Origin of the sequence: Craurococcus roseus, assembly GCF_039523795.1 — a bacterium.
Taxonomy (GTDB): domain Bacteria; phylum Pseudomonadota; class Alphaproteobacteria; order Acetobacterales; family Acetobacteraceae; genus Craurococcus; species Craurococcus roseus.
On sequence record NZ_BAAAFZ010000013.1, the window covers coordinates 1 to 18,211 of the forward strand.

Sequence of the window (18,211 nt, forward strand, 5' to 3'; positions counted from 1 at the left end):
GGCCGCCCCTGCCGCCCCGGCGGACGAGCCCGCGGCGGTGGCCCGGCTGCGGGCGCTGCTGGGGCCGGACACGGCCCTGACCTACCGTTCGGCCGAGACGCTCGACCCGGCGCGCGGGAGCGCGCGGCTGCTGGGCGTTTCCATGGACGGGCGCGGGCGGCGCGTGGCCATGGAGGAACTCACGCTAGACGGGCTGCGCGACGACGGCGTCGGCGAGGCCACCGCCCGCGCCGTAACGGTGCGCGACGGCCGGAACAACGCCGCCGTCGCGCGGCTCCGGCTGGCCGGCCTTTCCGTGCGGCGCCCGCCGCCCGGCGCCGAGGTCAGGCCGGACATGGTGCGGCTGGACGCGCTGCGGATCGAAGGGCTGCGCATGACCGGCGCCTCGGACGCCACGGTGGCCGAGTTCTCCGTGGAGGAGTACGGCGCGGGGCGGACCGGCCGCGTCTCGATGTCCGGCTTCGACATGCGGGTGCCGGGGTCGGGCAACCGGGTCGCGGCTGCGCGCGCGGCGGTGCGGGGCCTGGACCTGGCGGCGGCGCTCACCGCCTTGGCGGCGTCCGAGCAGCCGCCGCGGACCCCCGGCGGCACCTTCGGGCTGGAGGTCGAAGGGGTTTCGGTCCGGCAAGGCGCGCGGGCCCTGGGCGGCTTCGGCGCGCTCCGCATCGCCGCCGAAACGCCGCTGGCCGGGCCGGAGAGCGGCACCTTCGCCTTGCGGGACCTGCGGATCGAGGCGTTCCCCGGCACCGCCGACTGGCTCCGCCGCCTGGGCTACGACGCTGTGATGGCGGACCTGACCGGGGAAAGCCGCTTCGACGGCGCGGCCGGCCGGCTGGAACTCGGCTCGGTTTCGCTGGCCGTGCGGGAGATGGGCGCCATCGGGCTTTCGATGGTGCTGGACGGCGTTTCGCAGCGGTCCGCTGCGCGCCGGTCGGCCGATTTCGAGGCGGCGCGGCTGGTGTCGGCGACGCTGCGCTACGTGGACCAGTCGCTCTACGCCCGCTACGTGCGCCAGCAGGCACGGGAAAGCCGCGTGCCGGAGGAGCAGGTGCGGCGGCAGCACGCCGACACGGCGGAGATGATGCTCGGCTCGTTCGGCCAGGGCGCGGCCGGGATGGACGCGGTGCGCGCCGCCGTGGCGCGCTTCCTGCGCGGCGAGGCGCGCGAGGTGGAGGTGACGGCGCGGCCGAGGGAGCCGCTGCCCCTCGGCGAGATGAGGGGCAAGCCCGGCGAACCGCCGGACGCGGCGGTGCTGGACCGCTTGGGGCTGGAGGCCGCGACGCGGTAGGGCGGGCCGGCCTCGGTGCCGCGCGAGACATTGCAACGGCCGCGAGGCAAGCTTGGATCGGTCGGAACGACTGGTCGAAAGCCTCGCCATGCGCGAAGTTCAGGCATCCTCGCCCTTCGCAACAAGCTCAAGAGCAAGATCACCGTCGAGGATATCTTCTCTTCGATCCGCGAGGGCCGCAAGTATTGACGGTTTTCGTCCTCGACGCCCCCACTGCGATCGCGTGGATTCTGGAAGACGAACGGCATCCAACGGCGACGGAAGCGCTCGCCAGCCTCCGCGCCAAAGACCAAGCCCGCGTACCGACGTTGTGGTGGTTCGAGGTGCGGAACGCGCTCGTCGCCAACGAGCGGCGCGGCCGGTTGGGCGAAGCCGACACGGCCGCTTTTCTGCGTGATCTCGGCCGCCTCGCCATCGACGTGGACCGCTCCCCGGATGAAACCGCGCTGCTCACCCTCGCCCGCCGGCACCGGTTGACGGCGTACGATGCCGCTTACCTCGAACTGGCGCGGCGCGAGGGCTTGCCGCTGGCGAGCCTCAACGGCGACCTGCGGAAGGCGGCGCCCGCCGACGGGGTGCCGCTGCTCGGCGCGTGAGGCTGGGCATCGAGCGGTCAACCGCCGGCCGCGCCGGCCTCGTCCTTCTCCTGCCCCTGCGCCTGGTGCGCCGCCAGCGCGGTGAGGTTGACGATGCCGCGCGCGGTCACGCTCGGCACCAGCACGTGGACGGGCTTGTTCATGCCGAGCAGCACCGGGCCGAGTTGCAGGCCGTCCGCCGCCGCCTTCAGCAGGTTGAAGGAGATGTTGGCGGAATCGAGGTTGGGGAAGACCAGCAGGTTCGCCGTGTCCGTCAGCGCGCTCTCGGGCACGGCGCGGGCGCGGATGGCGGGGACCAGCGCCGCGTCGGCGTGCATCTCGCCGTCCACCTCAAGGTCCGGCTCACGGGCGCGGAGCAGCTTCAGCGCTTCCCGCATGGTCCGGGCCGAGGGCGCCTGCGACGCGCCGAAGGAGGAGTGCGAGACGAGGGCCACCTTCGGGACGATCCCGAAGGCGCGCACCTGCTCGGCGGCGAGGCAGGTCATCTCGGCGACCTGCTCCGCCGTGGGCTCCACCAAGAGGTGGGTGTCCACGAAAAACAGGGTGCCGGAAGGGATGATGACGGCCGAGAGGGCGTAGACGCGCCCGACGTCCGGCCGCTTGCCGATGATGTCGAAGGCGTAGTGCCACTGGTTCATCCAGTTGCCGCTGCCGCCGCAGATGGCGGCGTCCACCAACCCGGCTTCCAGCAGCAGGGACGCGGCGACGGTGGGGCGGGTGCCGATGCGCCGCGCCGCGGCCTCCGGCGGCACGCCTCGCCGGCCGACCTTGCGCTGGTAGAGCTTCACCAGCGGCTCGAAGGTTTCGCGGTCCTTGGCCGGGTCGAGGACCTGCACGGATTCGGACAGGTCCATGCGCAGGCCCATGGCGCGGCAGCGGGCCTCGATCACCTCGCGGCGGCCGATCAGCACCGGCTCGGCGATGCCCTCGTCGAGCACGGTCTGCACGGCGCGGAGCGTGCGCTCGTCCTCGCCTTCCGAGTAGGCGACGCGCATCGCGGTCTGCCGCGCCGCCTCGAAGATCGGGCGCATCAGGTAGCCGGTGCGGAAGACGAAGCGCTCCAGCTCGCGCCGGTACTGGGCGAAGTCCTCGATGGGGCGGCGGGCGACGCCGCTCTCCATCGCGGCGCGGGCGACGGCGGGCGCGATCTCCAGGATCAGGCGCGGGTCGAAGGGCTTGGGGATGATGTAGTCGGGGCCGAACACCGGCGCGTTGCCGCCGTAGGCCGCGGCTACCACCTCGCTCGCCTCCACGCGCGCCAGGCGGGCGATGGCCTCGGCGGCGGCGATCTTCATGGCCTCGTTGATGGCCGTCGCGCCCACGTCCAGCGCGCCGCGGAAGATGAAGGGGAAGCAGAGGACGTTGTTGACCTGGTTCGGGTAATCGGAACGGCCGGTGGCGACGATGGCGTCCGGCCGGACGGCGCGCACCGCTTCGGGCAGGATCTCGGGGTCCGGGTTGGCCAGCGCCAGCACCAGCGGCTTCGGCGCCAGCCTGGGCAGCCATTCGGCCTTGAGCACGCGCGGGGCGGACAGGCCGAGGAACACGTCGCAGCCCTCCAGCACCTCCTCCAGCCGGCGGGCTTCGGTGTCGCGGGCGTAGCGGGCCTTGTAGGGGTCCATGCCGCTGCTCCGGCCCTTGTAGACCACGCCCTCGATGTCGCAGACGGTGACGTTCTCGCGCCGCAGGCCGCGCTCCACCAGCAGATCGAGGCAGGCCAGCGCCGCGGCGCCGCCGCCGGTGTTGACCAGCTTGACCTCCGAGATGTCCTTGCCTTGCAGGATCAGCCCGTTCAGCACCGCGGCGGCGACGATGATGGCGGTGCCGTGCTGGTCGTCGTGGAACACCGGGATGCGCATCCGCTCCCGCAAGGTGCGCTCCACCTCGAAGCACTCGGGCGCCTTGATGTCTTCGAGGTTGATGGCGCCGAAGGAGGGCTCCAGCGCGGCCACCACCTCGATCAGCTTCGCCGGGTCGCGTTCGTCCACCTCGATGTCGATGGAGTCGATGCCAGCGAACTTCTTGAACAGGACGGCCTTGCCCTCCATCACCGGCTTGGAGGCGAGCGCGCCGATGGCGCCGAGGCCGAGCACGGCGGTGCCGTTGGTGACAACAGCCACCATGTTGCCGCGCGCCGTCAGCTCCCAAGCGGCGTTCGGGTCGGCGGCGATGGCTTCGCAGGCGGCGGCGACGCCCGGCGAGTAGGCGAGGCCGAGGTCGCGCTGGGTCGCCATGCGCTTGGTCGGCTCGACCGCGAGCTTCCCGGGCCGCGGCAGGCGGTGGTAGTCGAGCGCGGCCTTGCGGAAATCCTCGTCCATCCCGTGTGCTCCCGTGCTCCGGCCAAGAGTAACCGGGATGAAGAAAGGGCGCGACCGAGCGGCGGTGCGCCGCGCCGGTGCCGTGACGCGGCGGAGCGGCCGTGGAGCTTGGCATGAATATAGGAAAATATTCACGAAGTTTCGCCGGTGTTGTCGGGCGGGGCGGGACGCGGACCTGGACGGGCGAAGCGGCGTGCACGGGCCGCGCTCGGATGGTGCTTGCCGGCCCCTGCCGGGCGCGATGCCGAGTTCCGCTGGAACGCCCCCGCGCGCTGCGCGGGCTGCGGGCGCTCCGGCCGAGCGGGCACCAGCCTTGGCGGCCGGGGCGGAGGGTTTCCGGCTCGTCCTCCCGCCACGACGGTCACGGCGAGCCGGGAATCCTCCGCTCCCCAACCAGGCCCTCCCGTTTCACGAGGCTTGGCGAGGGACGGCCCGCGGTGCCGCTGGCCGCGCGAGCAGCGCTGGCCTGAACAGCAGGGTGATGGCGAGTTCCCACCCCAGCGCGATCATCAGCAGCTTGCCCATGCTGGCTGTGCCGGGATGGCTCGACAGCCAAAGCGCGCCGAACGCGGTCGCGGTCGTCAGGGCGCTGAAGACGACGGCGCGCGCAAGGCTGGAGTGCAGCAGGCCGGCTTCCCCGGCGCGCCAGGCCAGCACGAAGTAGATGTTGAACGCGACGCCGATGCCGATCAGCAGGGGCAGCGCGATGACGTTGGCGAAGTTGAGCGGCTGGCCCAGGAGGACGCAGGTGGCGAGCGTGAGCACGCCGCTCAGCAGGACCGGCAGCATCGCGACGGCGACGTCGTAGGCTCGGCGGAACGCGACGAACAGCAGCGCGGCGATCGCGGCCCCGGACAGCGCCGCCGCTTGCAGGAAGGCGGCCACGATGCTGTCGCCCGCCTCGCGGATGATGACGGGGGTGCCGGTCGCTTCGGGAGCGACCGCCTGGACCGCGCTCGAAAAGCGCCGGAGGTGCGCGTTGTCCGCGGCGGCGCCCGACGGGAACACCATGACCCGGGCGCGGCCGTCCTGCGCGATCCAGTCCGCCACCAGGTCGGGCGGCAGGTCTTCCCGCGTCACGGTGCCCGCTTGGAGGAGGTTGCGCGCCTGCCGGAGCAGGACTTCGAGCGGGTCGAGGACGGCGCCGGCGGCCGCGGCGCGGAGCCTCGGCGCGCCATCCGCGAGCCGGTCCAGGGCGGCGGCGAGGCGGCGCGCTTCGGCCCCCGCCCGGTCGTCCGCCCCCGCCGCGGCACGGCGGAGGCCCGCCGCCGTGCCGCGGAGGCTCTGAACCACCTCGGCGTCCGAGGGCGCCGCCCGCACCTCGACCGGGTCGAAGGTGGGCGCCAGCAGCGCGGCGGCGTCCCCGATGAGGGCCAGCTTCTCCTCCTGCCGGGCCGGGACGAAGCTGCTGAGCGTGACCGCGTGCGACACCTCCGGCAGGGCGGACAAGCGCCGGGCCAGCGCGTCGGCCTCCGCGAGCGAAGGGGCGAGGACGTCGATCGTGTTCGGCGTCCGGTCGGGGTCCGCCATCAGGTCCGCGAGCGTGGCCATCGATTCCACCTGCGGATTCCTGAGGTGCAACGGGTTGAAGTCGAACCGCAGCATCGGGAGCAGCGCGACCGAGGCCACCGCGGCCGCCGCGCCGGCGCCCAGCACCCGCCGGCGGTGGCGTCGGAGTTGCGCCTCGACCGGCGCCAGCAGGGCGAGGCCGCCCTCGACCGCCCCGCCAGGCGGGGGTTGAAGGAGCACCAGGAGCGCGGGCAGGAAGGTGACGCTCGTGACCAGCGCGACGAGCATGCCGACGCCCGCGATCGCGCCGAGCTCGGACACGCCGGTGTAGCTCGTCGGGAGGAAGGCGAAGAAGCCGGCGGCGATGGCCAGCGCCGCGAGCGCCAGCGGCCTGCCCAGGCCGGCGCCGGTGGCCACCAGCGCGTCCACCAAGGAGGGCTGCGACAGCCGCTGGGCGCGGCACCGGACGCAGACCTGGATGGCGAAATCGACGCCCAGCCCGACGAACAGCGGGATGAAGGCCACCGAGATCAGGTTCAGGCGGCCCACCGCCAGCAGTCCGAGCCCGGTGGTGACGACCAGGCCCAGGAGGGTGGTGGCCACGATGGCAGCGACGAACCGCACCGAGCGCACCGCCAGCCACAGCACCGCCAGCAACGCCAGGACCATGGCGCCTGTCAGCGCCGCCGCGTCGTCCGCGAGCGTCGCGAACTCCTCGTCGGCCAGCGGCACCGGGCCGGTCAGGCGCAGGCGGACGCCGTGGTCGGCGTCCAGGTTCAGCTCCCGCGCCGCCGCGCGCACAGCGGCGCTCGCCGCGGCGCCCGGCTCCAGCGCCCCGTAGTCCAGCACCGGCTGGACGAGGACGAAGCGCCGCGTGTCGTCGCGCGCGCCCGCCGGCGTCCCGGCGATGAGCCGGCGCCACGAAAAGGCGGCGGGCCCGCCCTCGGCCGCGGCCGCGAAGGCGTCGGCGAACGCCGCCACGGCGGGCTCGAGGTCGCCCAGCCGCGCTTGGCCGCTCCTGACGCCCTCCAGCGCGGTCGACAGGCTTGCCATCACGCCGCGGAGGCTCGGGTCCGCGGCCAGGGTGCCGAGGAAGGGCTGCGCCGCGATGAGCTGCTCGGTCGTCGCCTGCACCTCGGCGAGCGGCAGCAGGAGCAGCCCGTTGCGTTCGAAGAAGGGGCCGCCCTCCGGTTGCGTCGCTCCGCGGATGCGGCGCGCGTCCTGCCGGAGCCTGGCCGTCAGCGCGGACGACGCGGTGTCGGCCAGTTCGGGCGTCGCGGCGTCGATGACGGCGACGATCGAATCCGCGTGCTGGGGGAAGGCGGCGTTGAACGCGATCCTGTGCCGCCGCCATTCCAGATCCGGGGAGATCAGCTCGGCCGTGTCGGTGGTGATGGCGAAGTTGCGCGCCGTGTAGACGAGCGCGGCCGCCGCCAGCACCAGGCCGAGCAGCAGGACGGCCCAGGGCCTGCGGCAGCTCGCTGCGACGATGCGGCCGCCGAGCGGCATCGCGCCGGTCACCCGGGCGCCCGGTCGTCGGGGTGCGGGGAGCCGGGCTGGCAGACGTCGCGGCGCCGCGCACGTACGGGCCACCGGCCCCGCCCCGCGGGACCGACCGCAAGCGCGGGCGGGTTGCCCGTGGCAGGCATTGCCGCTCTAATCACGCGCCGGCCGGCCACCCCGGGACCGCCAACAGACGCCGCACAGGTGGCATGACGTGAGCAACAACACCCTCATCCATCGCATCGTCCGTCCCGTTGTCCGCCGAATCGCGCGCACGCGAATCACCCCCAACCACATCACGACGCTGCGTCTGCTCACGGGAACCGCGGCCGCGCTCGCCTTCGCTCAAGGGGAGGGCCCGTGGCTGGCGATCGGCGGCGGCATCTTCATGCTGTCCATGCTCTTGGACCGCGCCGACGGGGAGCTCGCGCGCCAGACCGGCCGCGCGAGCGTGGGCGGACACCGCTACGACTTGGTGAGCGACTGTACCTCCAACGTCCTCGCCTTCATAGGGATCGGCGTCGGCGTCGCCCCGGCGCTCGGAGTCCTGGGGCCTCTGCTCGGCGTCATCGCCGGCGCGGGGATCGGTGCGCTGTTCTGGCAGATCAACGCGCAAAGGCTCGTGGAACTCCGGCCCTACAGCGCTTGGGGCGACCGCTTCAACGCGGACCCGGACGACGCGTTGGTCCTCGTTCCGCTGCTCCTCTGGATCGGCGCCGCGGTGCCCACCTTGATCGCGGCCGCGGTGGCCACGCCGCTCGCCGCGCTCTGGATCGGCTTCACCGGATCGCGGGCCGCCGCCGCCGAGAAATGAGGACACGCGGCGTTCGCCACCGAGCGGTCAAGCGGCGCGCGCCGCTTCCGCCACGGCGACCAGGAGCCGGTCGAAGTCGTGCCGGTCGAGCGCGCCGATGCAGCCGATGCGGAAGGTCTCGGCCTGGGTCAGCTTGCCTGGGTAGATCAGGAAGCCCCGGGCCGCGAGCGCGTCGTAGAAGGACGCGAAGCGCAACGGCGGGCGGCGGTCCGGCATGCGGAAGGTCACGATGATCGGCGCTTGCCATGCTTCCTCAAGATAGGGTTCGAAGCCGAGGCGGCGCATGCCGGACAGCAGCGTGCGGCAATTCTCCGCGTACCGCGCGAGCCGGGCCGGGGGGCCGCCCTCCGCTTCGAGGCGCCGCAGCGCCTCCGCCAGCGCCGCCGCGACCTGCACGGGCGGGGTGAAGCGCCACTGCCCGTCCTTTTCGAAGCCGCGCCACTGGTCGTGCAGGTCGAGGCTCACGGAGGGGCTGACGCCGGCGCAGCGCGCCAGGGCCGCCTGCTCGACCAGCGCGAAGCCGATGCCCGGGACGCCCTCCAGGCACTTGTTGGAGGACGCCATGACGGCCGTCACCGGCACGGAGCGGAGGTCGATGCCGATGGCGCCGAAGCTGCTCATCGCGTCCAGCAGGAGATGGCGTCCCGCGCCGGCGACCGCTTCCGCGACCTCGGCCAGGGGGTTGAGCAGGCCCGTCGTCGTTTCGCAATGCACGAGGGCGACGTGGGTCAGGCCCGGGTCGGCGCGCAGCGCTTCGGCGACGCGTCGGGCCTCGACGGGCCGGTTTTCGGGCCAGCGCAGGGCCTCCACCGGACGCCCCATGCGCCGCGCGATGGCCGCGATGCGCTCGCCGTAGGCGCCGTTGGCGAGCACCAACAGCTTGTCCCCGGGGCGCACGAGCGTGGCGACCGCCGCCTCGACGACGAAGGTGCCGGACCCTTGCAGCGGGACGCAGGCGTGCGTCGGCCCGCCCTGCGCGACGGCGAGCAGGCGCGCGCGCAACTCGGCCGTCAGGGCGATGAAGGCGGGGTCGCGGGAGCCCCAATCGCGCAGCATCGCCTGGCGCGTTTCGATGCGGGTGGTGAGGGGGCCGGGCGTCAGCAGGATCTGGTCGTTCATCGCGGTGTGGGCCTCCCTGCGGTCGCGGCGGCGTTCGCGGCGGCGTTCGCGGCGGCGTTCGCGGTCCTGGCCCGCGCGTATGTCATCGCCCCCCACCGCCAAGCGGCGAGGCCGGGCAAGGCGAACGCGACGTCGCGGATGCGGCGGACGAGCGCGAAGGCGACGGCTTGTTCGGGCGGGATGCCGAACAGGCCGCAGGCGAGCACGAAGCCGCCCTCCTGGACGCCGAACGCGCCCGGCACCATGAAGCCCAGGCTGCGCGCCAACTGGCCCAGGCTCTCGATCACCAGCGCTTCCGCCAGCCCGGCTTCGACGCCCAGGACGCGCAGCGCCGCCCAAGCCTCCAACGTGCCGAGGAGCCAGGAGACGAGGTGCGCGGCGCCGCTCGACCACAGCCGGCGCGGCGCGCGGTGGAGGCGCAGGACCGCTTGGTGCAGCCCCGCCATCCCAGCGCGGCCCGCGGCCTTGCCGGTCAGCTTCGGCAGCAGGCGCTCCACCAGGCGGAACAGGCCCCAGCGCTGCGCCGCCAGGAAGCCGAGCGCCATGGCGCCGCACAGGGCCGCCGCGACGACGGCCCATTCGGCGGCCGCTTGGCCCTGGTGCGGGAGGCGCAGCAGCACCGCCACCCCGATCGCCGCGAAGACGAACTGCGCCGCCAACTCGGTCCCGAGATCGACGGCGACGCTGGCCGTGGCGGGCGCGGCGCCGATGCCGCGCTGGACGAGCAGACGGACGCGGACGAACTCCCCGCCGACCTGGGCCACCGGCAGGAGGGCGTTCACCGAGTCGCGAATCCAACGCATCCGGACCAGCGCGGCCCATCCCGGACGGCCCGGGCCGTCGATCAGCGGCGCCCAGCCAAGGGCCGCGAACAGGATCTGCGGCAGGCGGAGGGCGATGACGGCGAGCATCCCCAAACCCGCGGCGCCCAGCAGTCCGAAGATCTCGGCCGGCTCGTTGGCGGCCACGAGGAAGGCGACGGCGGCCAGGCCCACCACGAGGGTGATGAGGGCGGACCAGGTCACGCGGCGGCCGGCTCGCCCCGTCCCGCTGCCGCCGCGCCGGCGAGGAATGCCTTGAAGCGCTGCGCGACTTCGGCCGGCCCGACGGTGGGCCGCCCGAGCTTCGCCATCGAGCCGGGCGCGATGCGCGCATGGATCAGCGCCGGCCCGGGCCGGCCCGCCGCGTCCCGGAAGGCGGCCTCGAACCCGTCGAGCGTTTGGCAGGACGCCGCGTAGCGGTAGCCGCAGGCCAGCGCGACCGCGGCGAAGTCCACCCCGGGCGACACGGTGGGCTGGCCGCCGGTGGAGTCGTGCATGCCGTTGTCGAGCAGGACGTGGACGAGGTTCCGCGGGGCGTACGCGCCGATGGTGGCGAAGGTGCCGAGCTTCATCAGCGCCGCGCCGTCCCCGTCCAGCACGAAGACGGGGGCGGCGGTGTTCAGCGCCACGCCGAGGGCCATGCCGCTCGCCCCGCCCATGGAGCCGACCTGGTACAGGTGCTGCGGCCGGTCGGCCAGGGTGAACAGCTCCCGGCCGCACTTGCCCGTGGTGGCGATGACCGCCCCCTCCGCCGGGACGAGCCGCAGGAAGCGCTCCAGCGCCGCCGCGCGCGTGGGCCTTTCCGCGGCGGCGGGGAAATCGGCGCGCCGCCCCGGCGCGGCCGGCGGGCGCTCCGCCGCGGACAGCGCCTGCTCCGCCACGTCGCCCTTGCGCATGACGAAGGCGAACGGGAGGCCGGTGGCCTGCATCGTCCCCGTGGCCCGGGCGAAGGCCGGCGGGAGGGCGTCGCGCGAGGCCGGGAAGGGCGCGTGCGGCACGCCGACGACCGAAAGCAGGTCCTGGGTGATGCGCCCCATCAGCGCGTGCTGCGGCTCGTCGGGGACGCCGCCGGGCTCGCCGCGCCAAGTGGCGATCAGCAGGGTCGGGATGCGGAAGGGCTCGTTCAGCGAGGTCAGCGGGTTGACCGCGTTGCCCAGGCCGGAGTTCTGGCACATCACGACGGTCTGCCGCCCCGCCAGCCAAGCCCCGGCGGCGATCGCCACGGCCTCGCCTTCGCTCGCGGCGCCGACATAGGCGAGCCCCGGCGAGGACAGGGCGCCGTTGATCAGCGGGGTGAGGAAGCTGCACGGCACGCCGGCGTAGAAGTCGAAGCCGGCGCGCGCCGCTTCGGCGAAGAAGTCGCTCGCGTCGATCATGGGACGCCGACGCTAGCCGAAGTTGCGGGCCTCGGCGAGATCGCCGAGCGTGTCCACGTCGAGCCAGTGGCCGGTGAAGTACAGCACCTCGACCGGGCGGCGCGCCGCGAGGCGGGTCAGCAGGAGCGGCAGGTCGGCGGACTCCAGCAGGCCCTCCGCCCCAAGGGCGGCCAACTCCTCCTGCAGCCAAGCGGCGCCGCGCGCGCTGAAGCGGGCGAGGCCCATCCACTCCCCGCAGGCCTCGTCCGCCGCGACGCCGTTCGACACGCGGCGGAGCCGCACGGGGCCGTCGTCCAGGTAGTGCCCGGAGAAGCGGCGGTCGGCGACCACGAGGTCCGGGGGGTTGGGCGTGGCGCCGCGCCGCCCGTCGCCGAGCGCGTCCACCGCCAGGGCGACGTCCGCGCCGCTGGCCAGCAGGGTGTCGAGGATGTAGCGGCGGAACAGCACGTCGCCGTAGGCCAGCACCGTCTCGCCCCGGATCGCCTCCCGCGCGCAGGCGAGCGACCACGCCTCCCCCGTTTCGGCGTACCGGTCGTTGTCGACCATCCGGACGCCGCCGAGCCGCACGGCTTCCTTGCGGTAGCCGCGGACGACGGTGACGTCGCGGACGCCGCTCTCGCGCAGCGTGTGCACGAGGGTGTCGAGGAGCGACCGTCCCCGGACGTCCACCATGCACTTGGGCCGGTCCGCGGTCAGGCCGCCGAGGTCCCCGGCCGAGGCCGCGAGCACCACGGCGGCGGCCGGCGGCTTGGCGGGGAGGTAGCGCTTCTCCGCCTGTTCGAGCTCCGCGTTGCCGACCAAGCGGAACACCTCTTTCACCGAGGCCACCCGGCCCTCGACCCGCACCAGCGATTCGTCCTCGGCGATCCTCGCCGCCGTTTCGCGCATGGCGACGATGGCCGAGCGGAGCAGGTGGTTGGCCCAGATCACCGTCGAGATCCCGGCCTCCCGGAACAGCTCCGTCGGCGTCGCGTAGTACATGGTGGGCACGATCACGAGCGGCGCGCGGCCGGCCCAGTGCCGGGCGAAGGCAAAGATCTCGTCGGCGGTCGACCGCTTGGAGTGGATCAGGATCGCGTCCGCCCCCGCCCGGTGGTAGGCCTCCGCCCGGCGCAGCGCCTCCTCCATGCCGAGCCCGGAGATCAGCGCCTCGACGCGGGCGACGAGGACGAAGTCGTCGTCGAGCTGGCTGTCCTTGCCGGCCTTGATGCGGCCGCAGAACTCGTCGATGTCGGCGAGCGGCTGCCCGTCGCCGATGAAGGAGTTCGTCTTGGGGAACAGCTTGTCCTCGAGGCACACGCCGGCGAGGCCGCGTTCGCACAGCTTGCGCACGAAGCGGCGGACGTTGTTGAAGTTGCCGTGGCCCGTGTCGCCGTCCACCAGGATCGGCAGGGCCGTGGCGTCGGCCATGTACTCGAGCACGTCCAGCACCTGGGTCCACGACGCCTCGTTGCTGTCGCGCAGGCCGAGCGCGGCCGACACCGTGAGGCCCGAGGCCCAGATCCCGCGGAAGCCCGCCTCCTCGACGATCTTCGCGGAAAGCCCGTCATGGGCTTCCATGAGGAAGGACAGCGTCGGCGAGCGGATCTCGTTCCGCAGCGCGGCGAACTTCGTCGGGGGAGGGCGGTGGCCTGCGGGTCCGAGAACCTGCATGTTGGGCGATACGACCTGGCTCAAGACGCTGCCTTCTGTGTGTGGACGCGGTGGCGTTCGTCGCATTAGCTTCGCGCCGTCGTAATCGAACTGCCACTACGGGTCCACCTCCGGAAGAAGGCCATTGGCGCAGCACGGCAAAGAGATCTCCGCGATCATACTCGCGGCCGGCGTCGGGCGGAGGCTGGGCGCAGCCGCCGACGGGCGGCCGAAGGTCCTGCTCGAGTTCGGCGGCCGGACGCTCCTCGAGCGCCATCTGGCGGCGCTCCGGTCGTGCGGGATCGAGGAGGTGAGCATCACCGTCGGGCACGGACGGGACCTGATCGAGGCCGAGGTGGAGCGCCTGGGGTGGCGCGACCGCGTCGGCTTGGTCCACAATCCGCGCTACCGGGAGGGCAGCTTGGTGTCGCTCTGGGCGCAGGCGGCCCGCCTGCGCGACGGCCGGCCGTTGCTGCTGATGGACGGCGACGTGCTGTACGATCCGGGGATGATAGCGCGATTGGTCGCCGCGCCCGGCGAGAACGTGCTGCTCGTCGACCGCGGCGTCGAGCCGGGCGACGAGCCGGTCAAGATCTGCTTCCGGGACGGCCGCATCGTGGATTTCCGCAAGCGGCCCGTGCACGCGCACGACTGGCACGGCGAGTCGGTGGGCTTTTTCCGCTTCTCCGCCGCCACCGCCGCCGCCTTGGCCGACCGCTGCGAAGCGCACGTCGAGCAAGGGCGCGCCGACCTGGAGTACGAAGAGGCGATCCGCGACCTGATCCTGGCCGCCCCCGACCGGTTCGGCGCCACGGACGTGACCGCCCTGCCGTGGATCGAGATCGACTTCGAGGCCGATGTGGCCCGCGCCCGCACCGAAATACTACCTCTCTTGGAACGCGGCGCCTGAGTTCGGCTTCGGCCGTGCATGAGGGGTGCGCGCGGATGCGCTCCGGGCGACGCGGCGCGCTCTGATTCCATGGTGCCGCCGGTGGGGGAAAGACGGGCATGGGGCGCGCGGGTAAACACGCACGACGAAGCCCGCCTCAGATGAGGGACCCGCCATGGCCCGCCTCGACCGCCGCGGCCTGCCGCTTTCGACGACGTCCGACCTCGCCGCCGGGCGCTACCGGGACGGCGTGGACCTCCTCCTTTCGGCCTGGCCCGGCGCCGCCGAGGTTCTGGAGGAGGCGATCGCGGCCGACCCGGATTTCGCCCTCGCCCACGCGGCGCGCGCCCGCTTGCACGCCATCCGCGCCGAACCGGCGGAGGCCAGGGCGCGGATCGCGGCGGCGGCGGAGATCGCCGCCCGGCACGGGACCGAGCGGGAGCGGAGCCACGTCGAGGTCCTGTCGCTCGCCATCAACGGCCGGCCGGCACGGGCGTTGGAGCGGGCGCTCGCGCACGCCGACGCCTGGCCGCGGGACGTGCTGGTCCTCTCGCTGCCCCTCGGCGCCTTCGGGCTCTTCGCCTTTTCCGGCATGGCGGACCACGACCAAGCGCGGGTGGACCTCTGCGAGCGGCACGCCCGGCACTTCGGGGCCGACGACTGGTGGTTCCTGACCTACCGGGGCTGGTCCCACGCCGAGAACGGCGCGGTCGAACACGGACGCGCCCTCGCGCTGCGCGGCTTCGAACTGCGGCGCGAGAACGCGAACGCGGCCCACGCGCTCGCGCACGCGATGTACGAGGCCGGCGCGGGCGAGGACGCGGAAGGGCTGATCGCGGGCTGGTTGCCGGGCTACGACCGCGCCGGGCCCCTCCACGGCCACATCGCTTGGCACGCGGCGCTCGCCGCCCTGGAGCGCGGCGACGCGGAGCGCGCGCTCGCGGTCTACGCGGAGCATGTCCAGCCCTCCGTCTCGGCCGGGATGCCGGTCAACGTGGTGAGCGACACCGCCTCCTTCCTGTGGCGGCTGCGGGCCTACGGCCATGACGTGCCGGAGGGGCTGTGGCAGGCGGCGGCGGCCTACGCCGCGCGGGCCTTCCCCGACGCGGGCTTCGCCTTCGCCGACGCACACATGGCGATCCTCGAGGCGGCCGTCGGCGACCGGGACGCGGTCGGGCGGCGCGCCGCGGCGCTGACGGCCCTCGTCGAGGCGGGCGCCCTGGCCGCGGGACCCGTCGTGCCGGCGATCTGCCGCGCGGCCCTCGCCTTCGCGGAGGAGGATCACGCGGGTTGCGCGCGCATCCTGGAGCCGGTCGCGGCCGATGTCGCGCGCATCGGGGGCAGCGGCGCCCAGCGCGAGATGCTGGAGGACATGCTCCTCCTCGCCCTGATGCGCGGCGGCGAGGCCGCGAAGGCCCGCGCGCTGCTCGACCGCCGCCTGCACCGCCGCCCGTCGCCGCGCGACGCGGCTTGGCGCGGCCTGCTCGCGGCCTGAGGACGACCTCCATGCCGCACGCCGAAGCCGCCGCGACCGCCGGGACCGCGCGCCCGGTCGCGTCAGGCGCGGGACGGGCAACGTGGCCAGGCTGGCCGTCGCGCAGGCGCTCGCCGGCGCGAACTCAGCGGTCGTCTACGCGACGGGCGCCATCGTCGGCCACACGCTGGCGCCGAGCCCGGCGCTGGCGACCCTGCCCATCTCCGTCTTCGTGGTGGGGATGGCGGCCTGCACCCTGCCCGCCGGCGCCATCGCCCGGCGCCACGGCCGTCGCGCCGCGTTCCTGGCGGGGACGGGGCGCGGGGTGCCGGCCGGCCTGCTGGCCGCGCCGGCGGTCGTGCTGGGCTCCTTCTGGCTGTTCTGCGCCGCGACCTTCTTCGGCGGCGCCTACGCCGCGGTGGTGCTGTCCTTCCGCTTCGCCGCCGCCGACCGCGTCCCCGCGGAGCGGCGCCCGCGCGCCCTGTCCGCCGTCATGGCGGGCGGGGTGTTCGCCGGGGTGGTCGGCCCGCAGCTCGTCACCCGCACCATGGACCTGTGGCCGCCGCACCTCTTCGCCGCGACCTTCCTGGCGCAGGCCGGGGCGGCGGCCCCGTCCGCCCTCGTCCTGCTCGGCGTCCGGCTGCCGATGCCGACGGCGGCGGAGATCGCTGGCTGACCCTGGTCCTGCTCGGCGTCGGCCGGAACTTCGGCTTCGTGGGCGCCTCGGCGCTGGTGGTGGAGTGCCACCGCCCGGAGGAGCGCACGCGCGTGCAGTCGCTCAACGACTTCGTCGTGTTCGGGACGATGGCGCTGGGGTCCTTCTCGTCCGGGGGCCTGCTGACGGCCTACGGGTGGGACACGGTGCTCTGGGTGCCGTTCTTCCCCCCGCGGTGGCGGTCGCGGCCCTCGCTTCGACGGCCGCGTCCCGGCCCGGCCGCCCCAAGGCCGGGTGAGCTGTCCGAAAGCACCGCGCGGGCTCGTGGGCGGGCTTAACGAATTCGACCGGAAAAAGGCGACACCCACGCGGAGACGTCCCTGCGGCCGCCGTGGGGCGGGCGGGGACGTCGCCCGCTCGGACGCGCGAAGCCGGCGGCGGCCGGCCGCGATCTGTCGGGGGAGTTCCGTCCGCCGTCGCCTTCGGGGCGGACTCCGCCGCGCGGCGGGGCCGGCGGTGCGCGGGATGGTGCGGTCGAGAAGAGTCGAACTTCCACGGGGTTTCCCCCACCAGCACCTCAAGCTGGCGCGTCTACCATTCCGCCACGACCGCAGTTCGGGTAGAGGCGTGGCGTATAGCCGATGACGCCCGACCCTTCAATCCGCGCCGCTCCGGCGCCCGTGCTCGCCCGACCGGAATGGGTCGTGTCGGAGGGGCTGACGCCCTACCCGGAGGCGCTCGCCGCCATGGAGGCCCGCGTGGCGGCCATCCGCGCCGGGGAAGCGGAGGAACTGGTCTGGCTGGTGGAGCACGCGCCGACCTACACGGCGGGCACCTCCGCCACGCCGGACGGGTTGGTGGACCCGCGCTTCCCGGTGTTCCGGGCCGGGCGGGGCGGGCAGTGGACCTACCACGGGCCGGGCCAGCGCACCGCCTACGTCATGCTCGACCTCGGCCGGCGCGGCCGGGACGTGCGCGTCTACGTCCACTCCCTGGAAGAATGGCTGATCCGGGCGCTGGACCGCTTCAACGTGCGCGGCGAGCGGCGCGAGGGCCGCGTCGGCATCTGGGTGGCCGACCGGGCGCGCGGCACGGAGGACAAGGTCGCGGCCATCGGCGTGCGGGTGACGCGCTGGGTGACGTGGCACGGCGTGGCGTTGAACGTGGACCCCGACCTGGGGCATTTCGGCGGCATCGTGCCCTGCGGCGTTTCGCAGCACGGCGTGACCAGCCTGCACCGGCTCGGCGTCCCCGCCACCATGGAGGAAGCGGACGCCGCGTTGCGGGCGGCGTGGGGCGAGGTGTTCGGCTGACGGAGGCGGGCCATGCGGGGGCCGGCGCCCCACATCCGCCTGTGCCGCCTCACGCGTAGACCGCGTCCACCGGCCATGCCTCACGCGGCGCCAAGCCGTAGCCCAGGTCGGCGAGGGACGCGACGGTGAGGCGGCTCAGCGGCCCCGCGTCGTCGATCCAGCCGGTCATGAGTTCGGCGCCGAACGCCGCTTCCGACCAGTGCAGGCCGGCGGTGCCGGGGCCGCCCGTTATTTCCACCGGCACGGGGCCGGCGCCGCCCATGGCGGCGTATTCGGCCATCGCCGCCGGGCCGGTGTAACCGGCGCCCGCCACCAAGCCCTTCGGGGCCCAAAGGACCCCGAATCCGAGGCAGTGCAGCATCTCGTGCAGCACCACCTCGTCCCAGACGCCCTGCGCCGCGAGCGCCGCGGCGTCGGCCCCGTCGAAGCGCATCTGCGCCGAGGCGGGGAGCAGGCTGTCGCCGCGGAGGAGGGTGGGGCCCGCGAGGCCGAACGCGCCGCCCGGGCCGTCCATCGCCGGCAGCTCCACCTGGATGACCAAGTCGTCCACCACGGCGGCGGCAGCCCCGCCCACGGACGGGAGCGCCACGTCCGGCAGATCGCCGAGCACCGCCGCTTCGATGCGCGCCTCCGCCGCCATGAACGCCGGCTGGAGCGCCGCGTCCAAAGCGCCGACGAACTCGATTTCGATGTTGAAGAGGCCCGCACGGGGGTCAGCGGGCGCGACGGCCCCGCCCGCGAGCGGATCGGGCGACGGATCTTGGGACAACTGGCCTCCCCCCTTCGGATGCCGCCGGCGTCGGCCGGCTCCGCGCCGCCGGGCGCGGCGCTGGGGTCAACGCCCCTGAAGCGGGACCGTTCGGGGAGGATTTGAAAACCGCCGGTTGCGGAGCAACCGGCGGCG

General features: G+C 74.1%; 15 protein-coding genes and 1 tRNA gene. 8 read left to right on the forward strand and 8 right to left on the reverse strand.

The annotated features are described in order from the left end of the window. The coding region (locus ABD067_RS06830; protein ID WP_343894453.1) for a hypothetical protein at positions 1-1,288 on the forward strand (1,288 nt) is incomplete at its 5' end. A gap of 185 nt (positions 1,289-1,473) precedes the next feature. Further along, positions 1,474-1,884: a type II toxin-antitoxin system VapC family toxin gene (locus ABD067_RS06835; RefSeq protein ID WP_343894454.1), complete on the forward strand. Its 411-nt coding sequence runs from the start codon at positions 1,474-1,476 to the stop codon at positions 1,882-1,884. A 17-nt stretch (positions 1,885-1,901) separates the two neighbouring features. Here ABD067_RS06835 and ABD067_RS06840 read toward each other — a convergent pair whose 3' ends face one another. After that, complete coding sequence (locus ABD067_RS06840) at positions 1,902-4,202, reverse strand: NADP-dependent malic enzyme (RefSeq protein ID WP_343894455.1); 2,301 nt, start codon at positions 4,200-4,202, stop codon at positions 1,902-1,904. 408 nt (positions 4,203-4,610) lie between these two features. Next, the gene (locus ABD067_RS06845) at positions 4,611-7,220 is read right to left on the reverse strand and encodes an MMPL family transporter (RefSeq protein WP_343894456.1); all 2,610 of its coding nucleotides are present in this window, start codon (positions 7,218-7,220) and stop codon (positions 4,611-4,613) included. A gap of 208 nt (positions 7,221-7,428) precedes the next feature. Here ABD067_RS06845 and ABD067_RS06850 point away from each other — a divergent pair, with 208 nt between their 5' ends. Continuing rightward, positions 7,429-8,028 (forward strand): CDP-alcohol phosphatidyltransferase family protein, encoded by a 600-nt coding sequence (locus ABD067_RS06850; protein WP_343894457.1) that lies wholly within the window; start codon positions 7,429-7,431, stop codon positions 8,026-8,028. 27 nt (positions 8,029-8,055) lie between these two features. Here ABD067_RS06850 and ABD067_RS06855 read toward each other — a convergent pair whose 3' ends face one another. Genes ABD067_RS06855 through aepX form a run of 4 tightly spaced genes read right to left on the reverse strand, consistent with a single transcriptional unit; the run spans position 8,056 to position 13,021 of the window. Next, positions 8,056-9,147, reverse strand: a complete 1,092-nt coding sequence (locus ABD067_RS06855) for a 2-aminoethylphosphonate--pyruvate transaminase (RefSeq protein WP_343894458.1) — start codon at positions 9,145-9,147, stop codon at positions 8,056-8,058. Beyond that, positions 9,144-10,172, reverse strand: a complete 1,029-nt coding sequence (locus ABD067_RS06860; protein WP_343894460.1) for a lysylphosphatidylglycerol synthase domain-containing protein — start codon at positions 10,170-10,172, stop codon at positions 9,144-9,146. Before ABD067_RS06860 ends, ABD067_RS06855 begins: the two co-directional genes overlap by 4 nt. Continuing rightward, positions 10,169-11,344 (reverse strand): phosphonopyruvate decarboxylase, encoded by a 1,176-nt coding sequence (gene aepY / locus ABD067_RS06865; protein WP_343894461.1) that lies wholly within the window; start codon positions 11,342-11,344, stop codon positions 10,169-10,171. Before aepY ends, ABD067_RS06860 begins: the two co-directional genes overlap by 4 nt. Positions 11,345-11,356: 12 nt before the next feature. Next, entirely contained in the window at positions 11,357-13,021 is a 1,665-nt protein-coding gene (aepX, locus tag ABD067_RS06870) for a phosphoenolpyruvate mutase (RefSeq protein ID WP_343894462.1), read from the reverse strand. Between the two features lie 100 nt (positions 13,022-13,121). On the opposite strand from aepX, the gene ABD067_RS06875 reads away from it, so the two are divergent. The 4 genes from ABD067_RS06875 to ABD067_RS06890 all read left to right on the forward strand — a co-directional run bounded on the left by ABD067_RS06875 (position 13,122) and on the right by ABD067_RS06890 (position 16,332). Next, on the forward strand, positions 13,122-13,886 hold the full coding sequence (locus ABD067_RS06875) for a phosphocholine cytidylyltransferase family protein (protein ID WP_343894463.1): 765 nt from the start codon (positions 13,122-13,124) through the stop codon (positions 13,884-13,886). Positions 13,887-14,040: 154 nt separating this feature from the next. Beyond that, the gene (locus ABD067_RS06880) at positions 14,041-15,360 is read left to right on the forward strand and encodes a tetratricopeptide repeat protein (RefSeq protein WP_343894464.1); all 1,320 of its coding nucleotides are present in this window, start codon (positions 14,041-14,043) and stop codon (positions 15,358-15,360) included. Positions 15,361-15,442: 82 nt separating this feature from the next. Then, positions 15,443-16,015 (forward strand): MFS transporter, encoded by a 573-nt coding sequence (locus ABD067_RS06885; protein WP_343894465.1) that lies wholly within the window; start codon positions 15,443-15,445, stop codon positions 16,013-16,015. A gap of 38 nt (positions 16,016-16,053) precedes the next feature. Then, positions 16,054-16,332 (forward strand): hypothetical protein, encoded by a 279-nt coding sequence (locus ABD067_RS06890; RefSeq protein WP_343894466.1) that lies wholly within the window; start codon positions 16,054-16,056, stop codon positions 16,330-16,332. A gap of 188 nt (positions 16,333-16,520) precedes the next feature. On the opposite strand, the gene ABD067_RS06895 is transcribed toward ABD067_RS06890, so the two are convergent. Continuing rightward, a tRNA-Leu gene (locus tag ABD067_RS06895) sits at positions 16,521-16,606 on the reverse strand. A gap of 29 nt (positions 16,607-16,635) precedes the next feature. Here ABD067_RS06895 and lipB point away from each other — a divergent pair. Beyond that, positions 16,636-17,307, forward strand: a complete 672-nt coding sequence (lipB, locus tag ABD067_RS06900; protein ID WP_343894467.1) for a lipoyl(octanoyl) transferase LipB — start codon at positions 16,636-16,638, stop codon at positions 17,305-17,307. Positions 17,308-17,356: 49 nt separating this feature from the next. Here lipB and ABD067_RS06905 read toward each other — a convergent pair whose 3' ends face one another. Next, positions 17,357-18,076, reverse strand: coding sequence for a M8 family metallopeptidase (locus ABD067_RS06905; protein WP_343894469.1), 720 nt, complete (start codon positions 18,074-18,076; stop codon positions 17,357-17,359). Between the last annotated feature and the right edge of the window lie 135 nt (positions 18,077-18,211).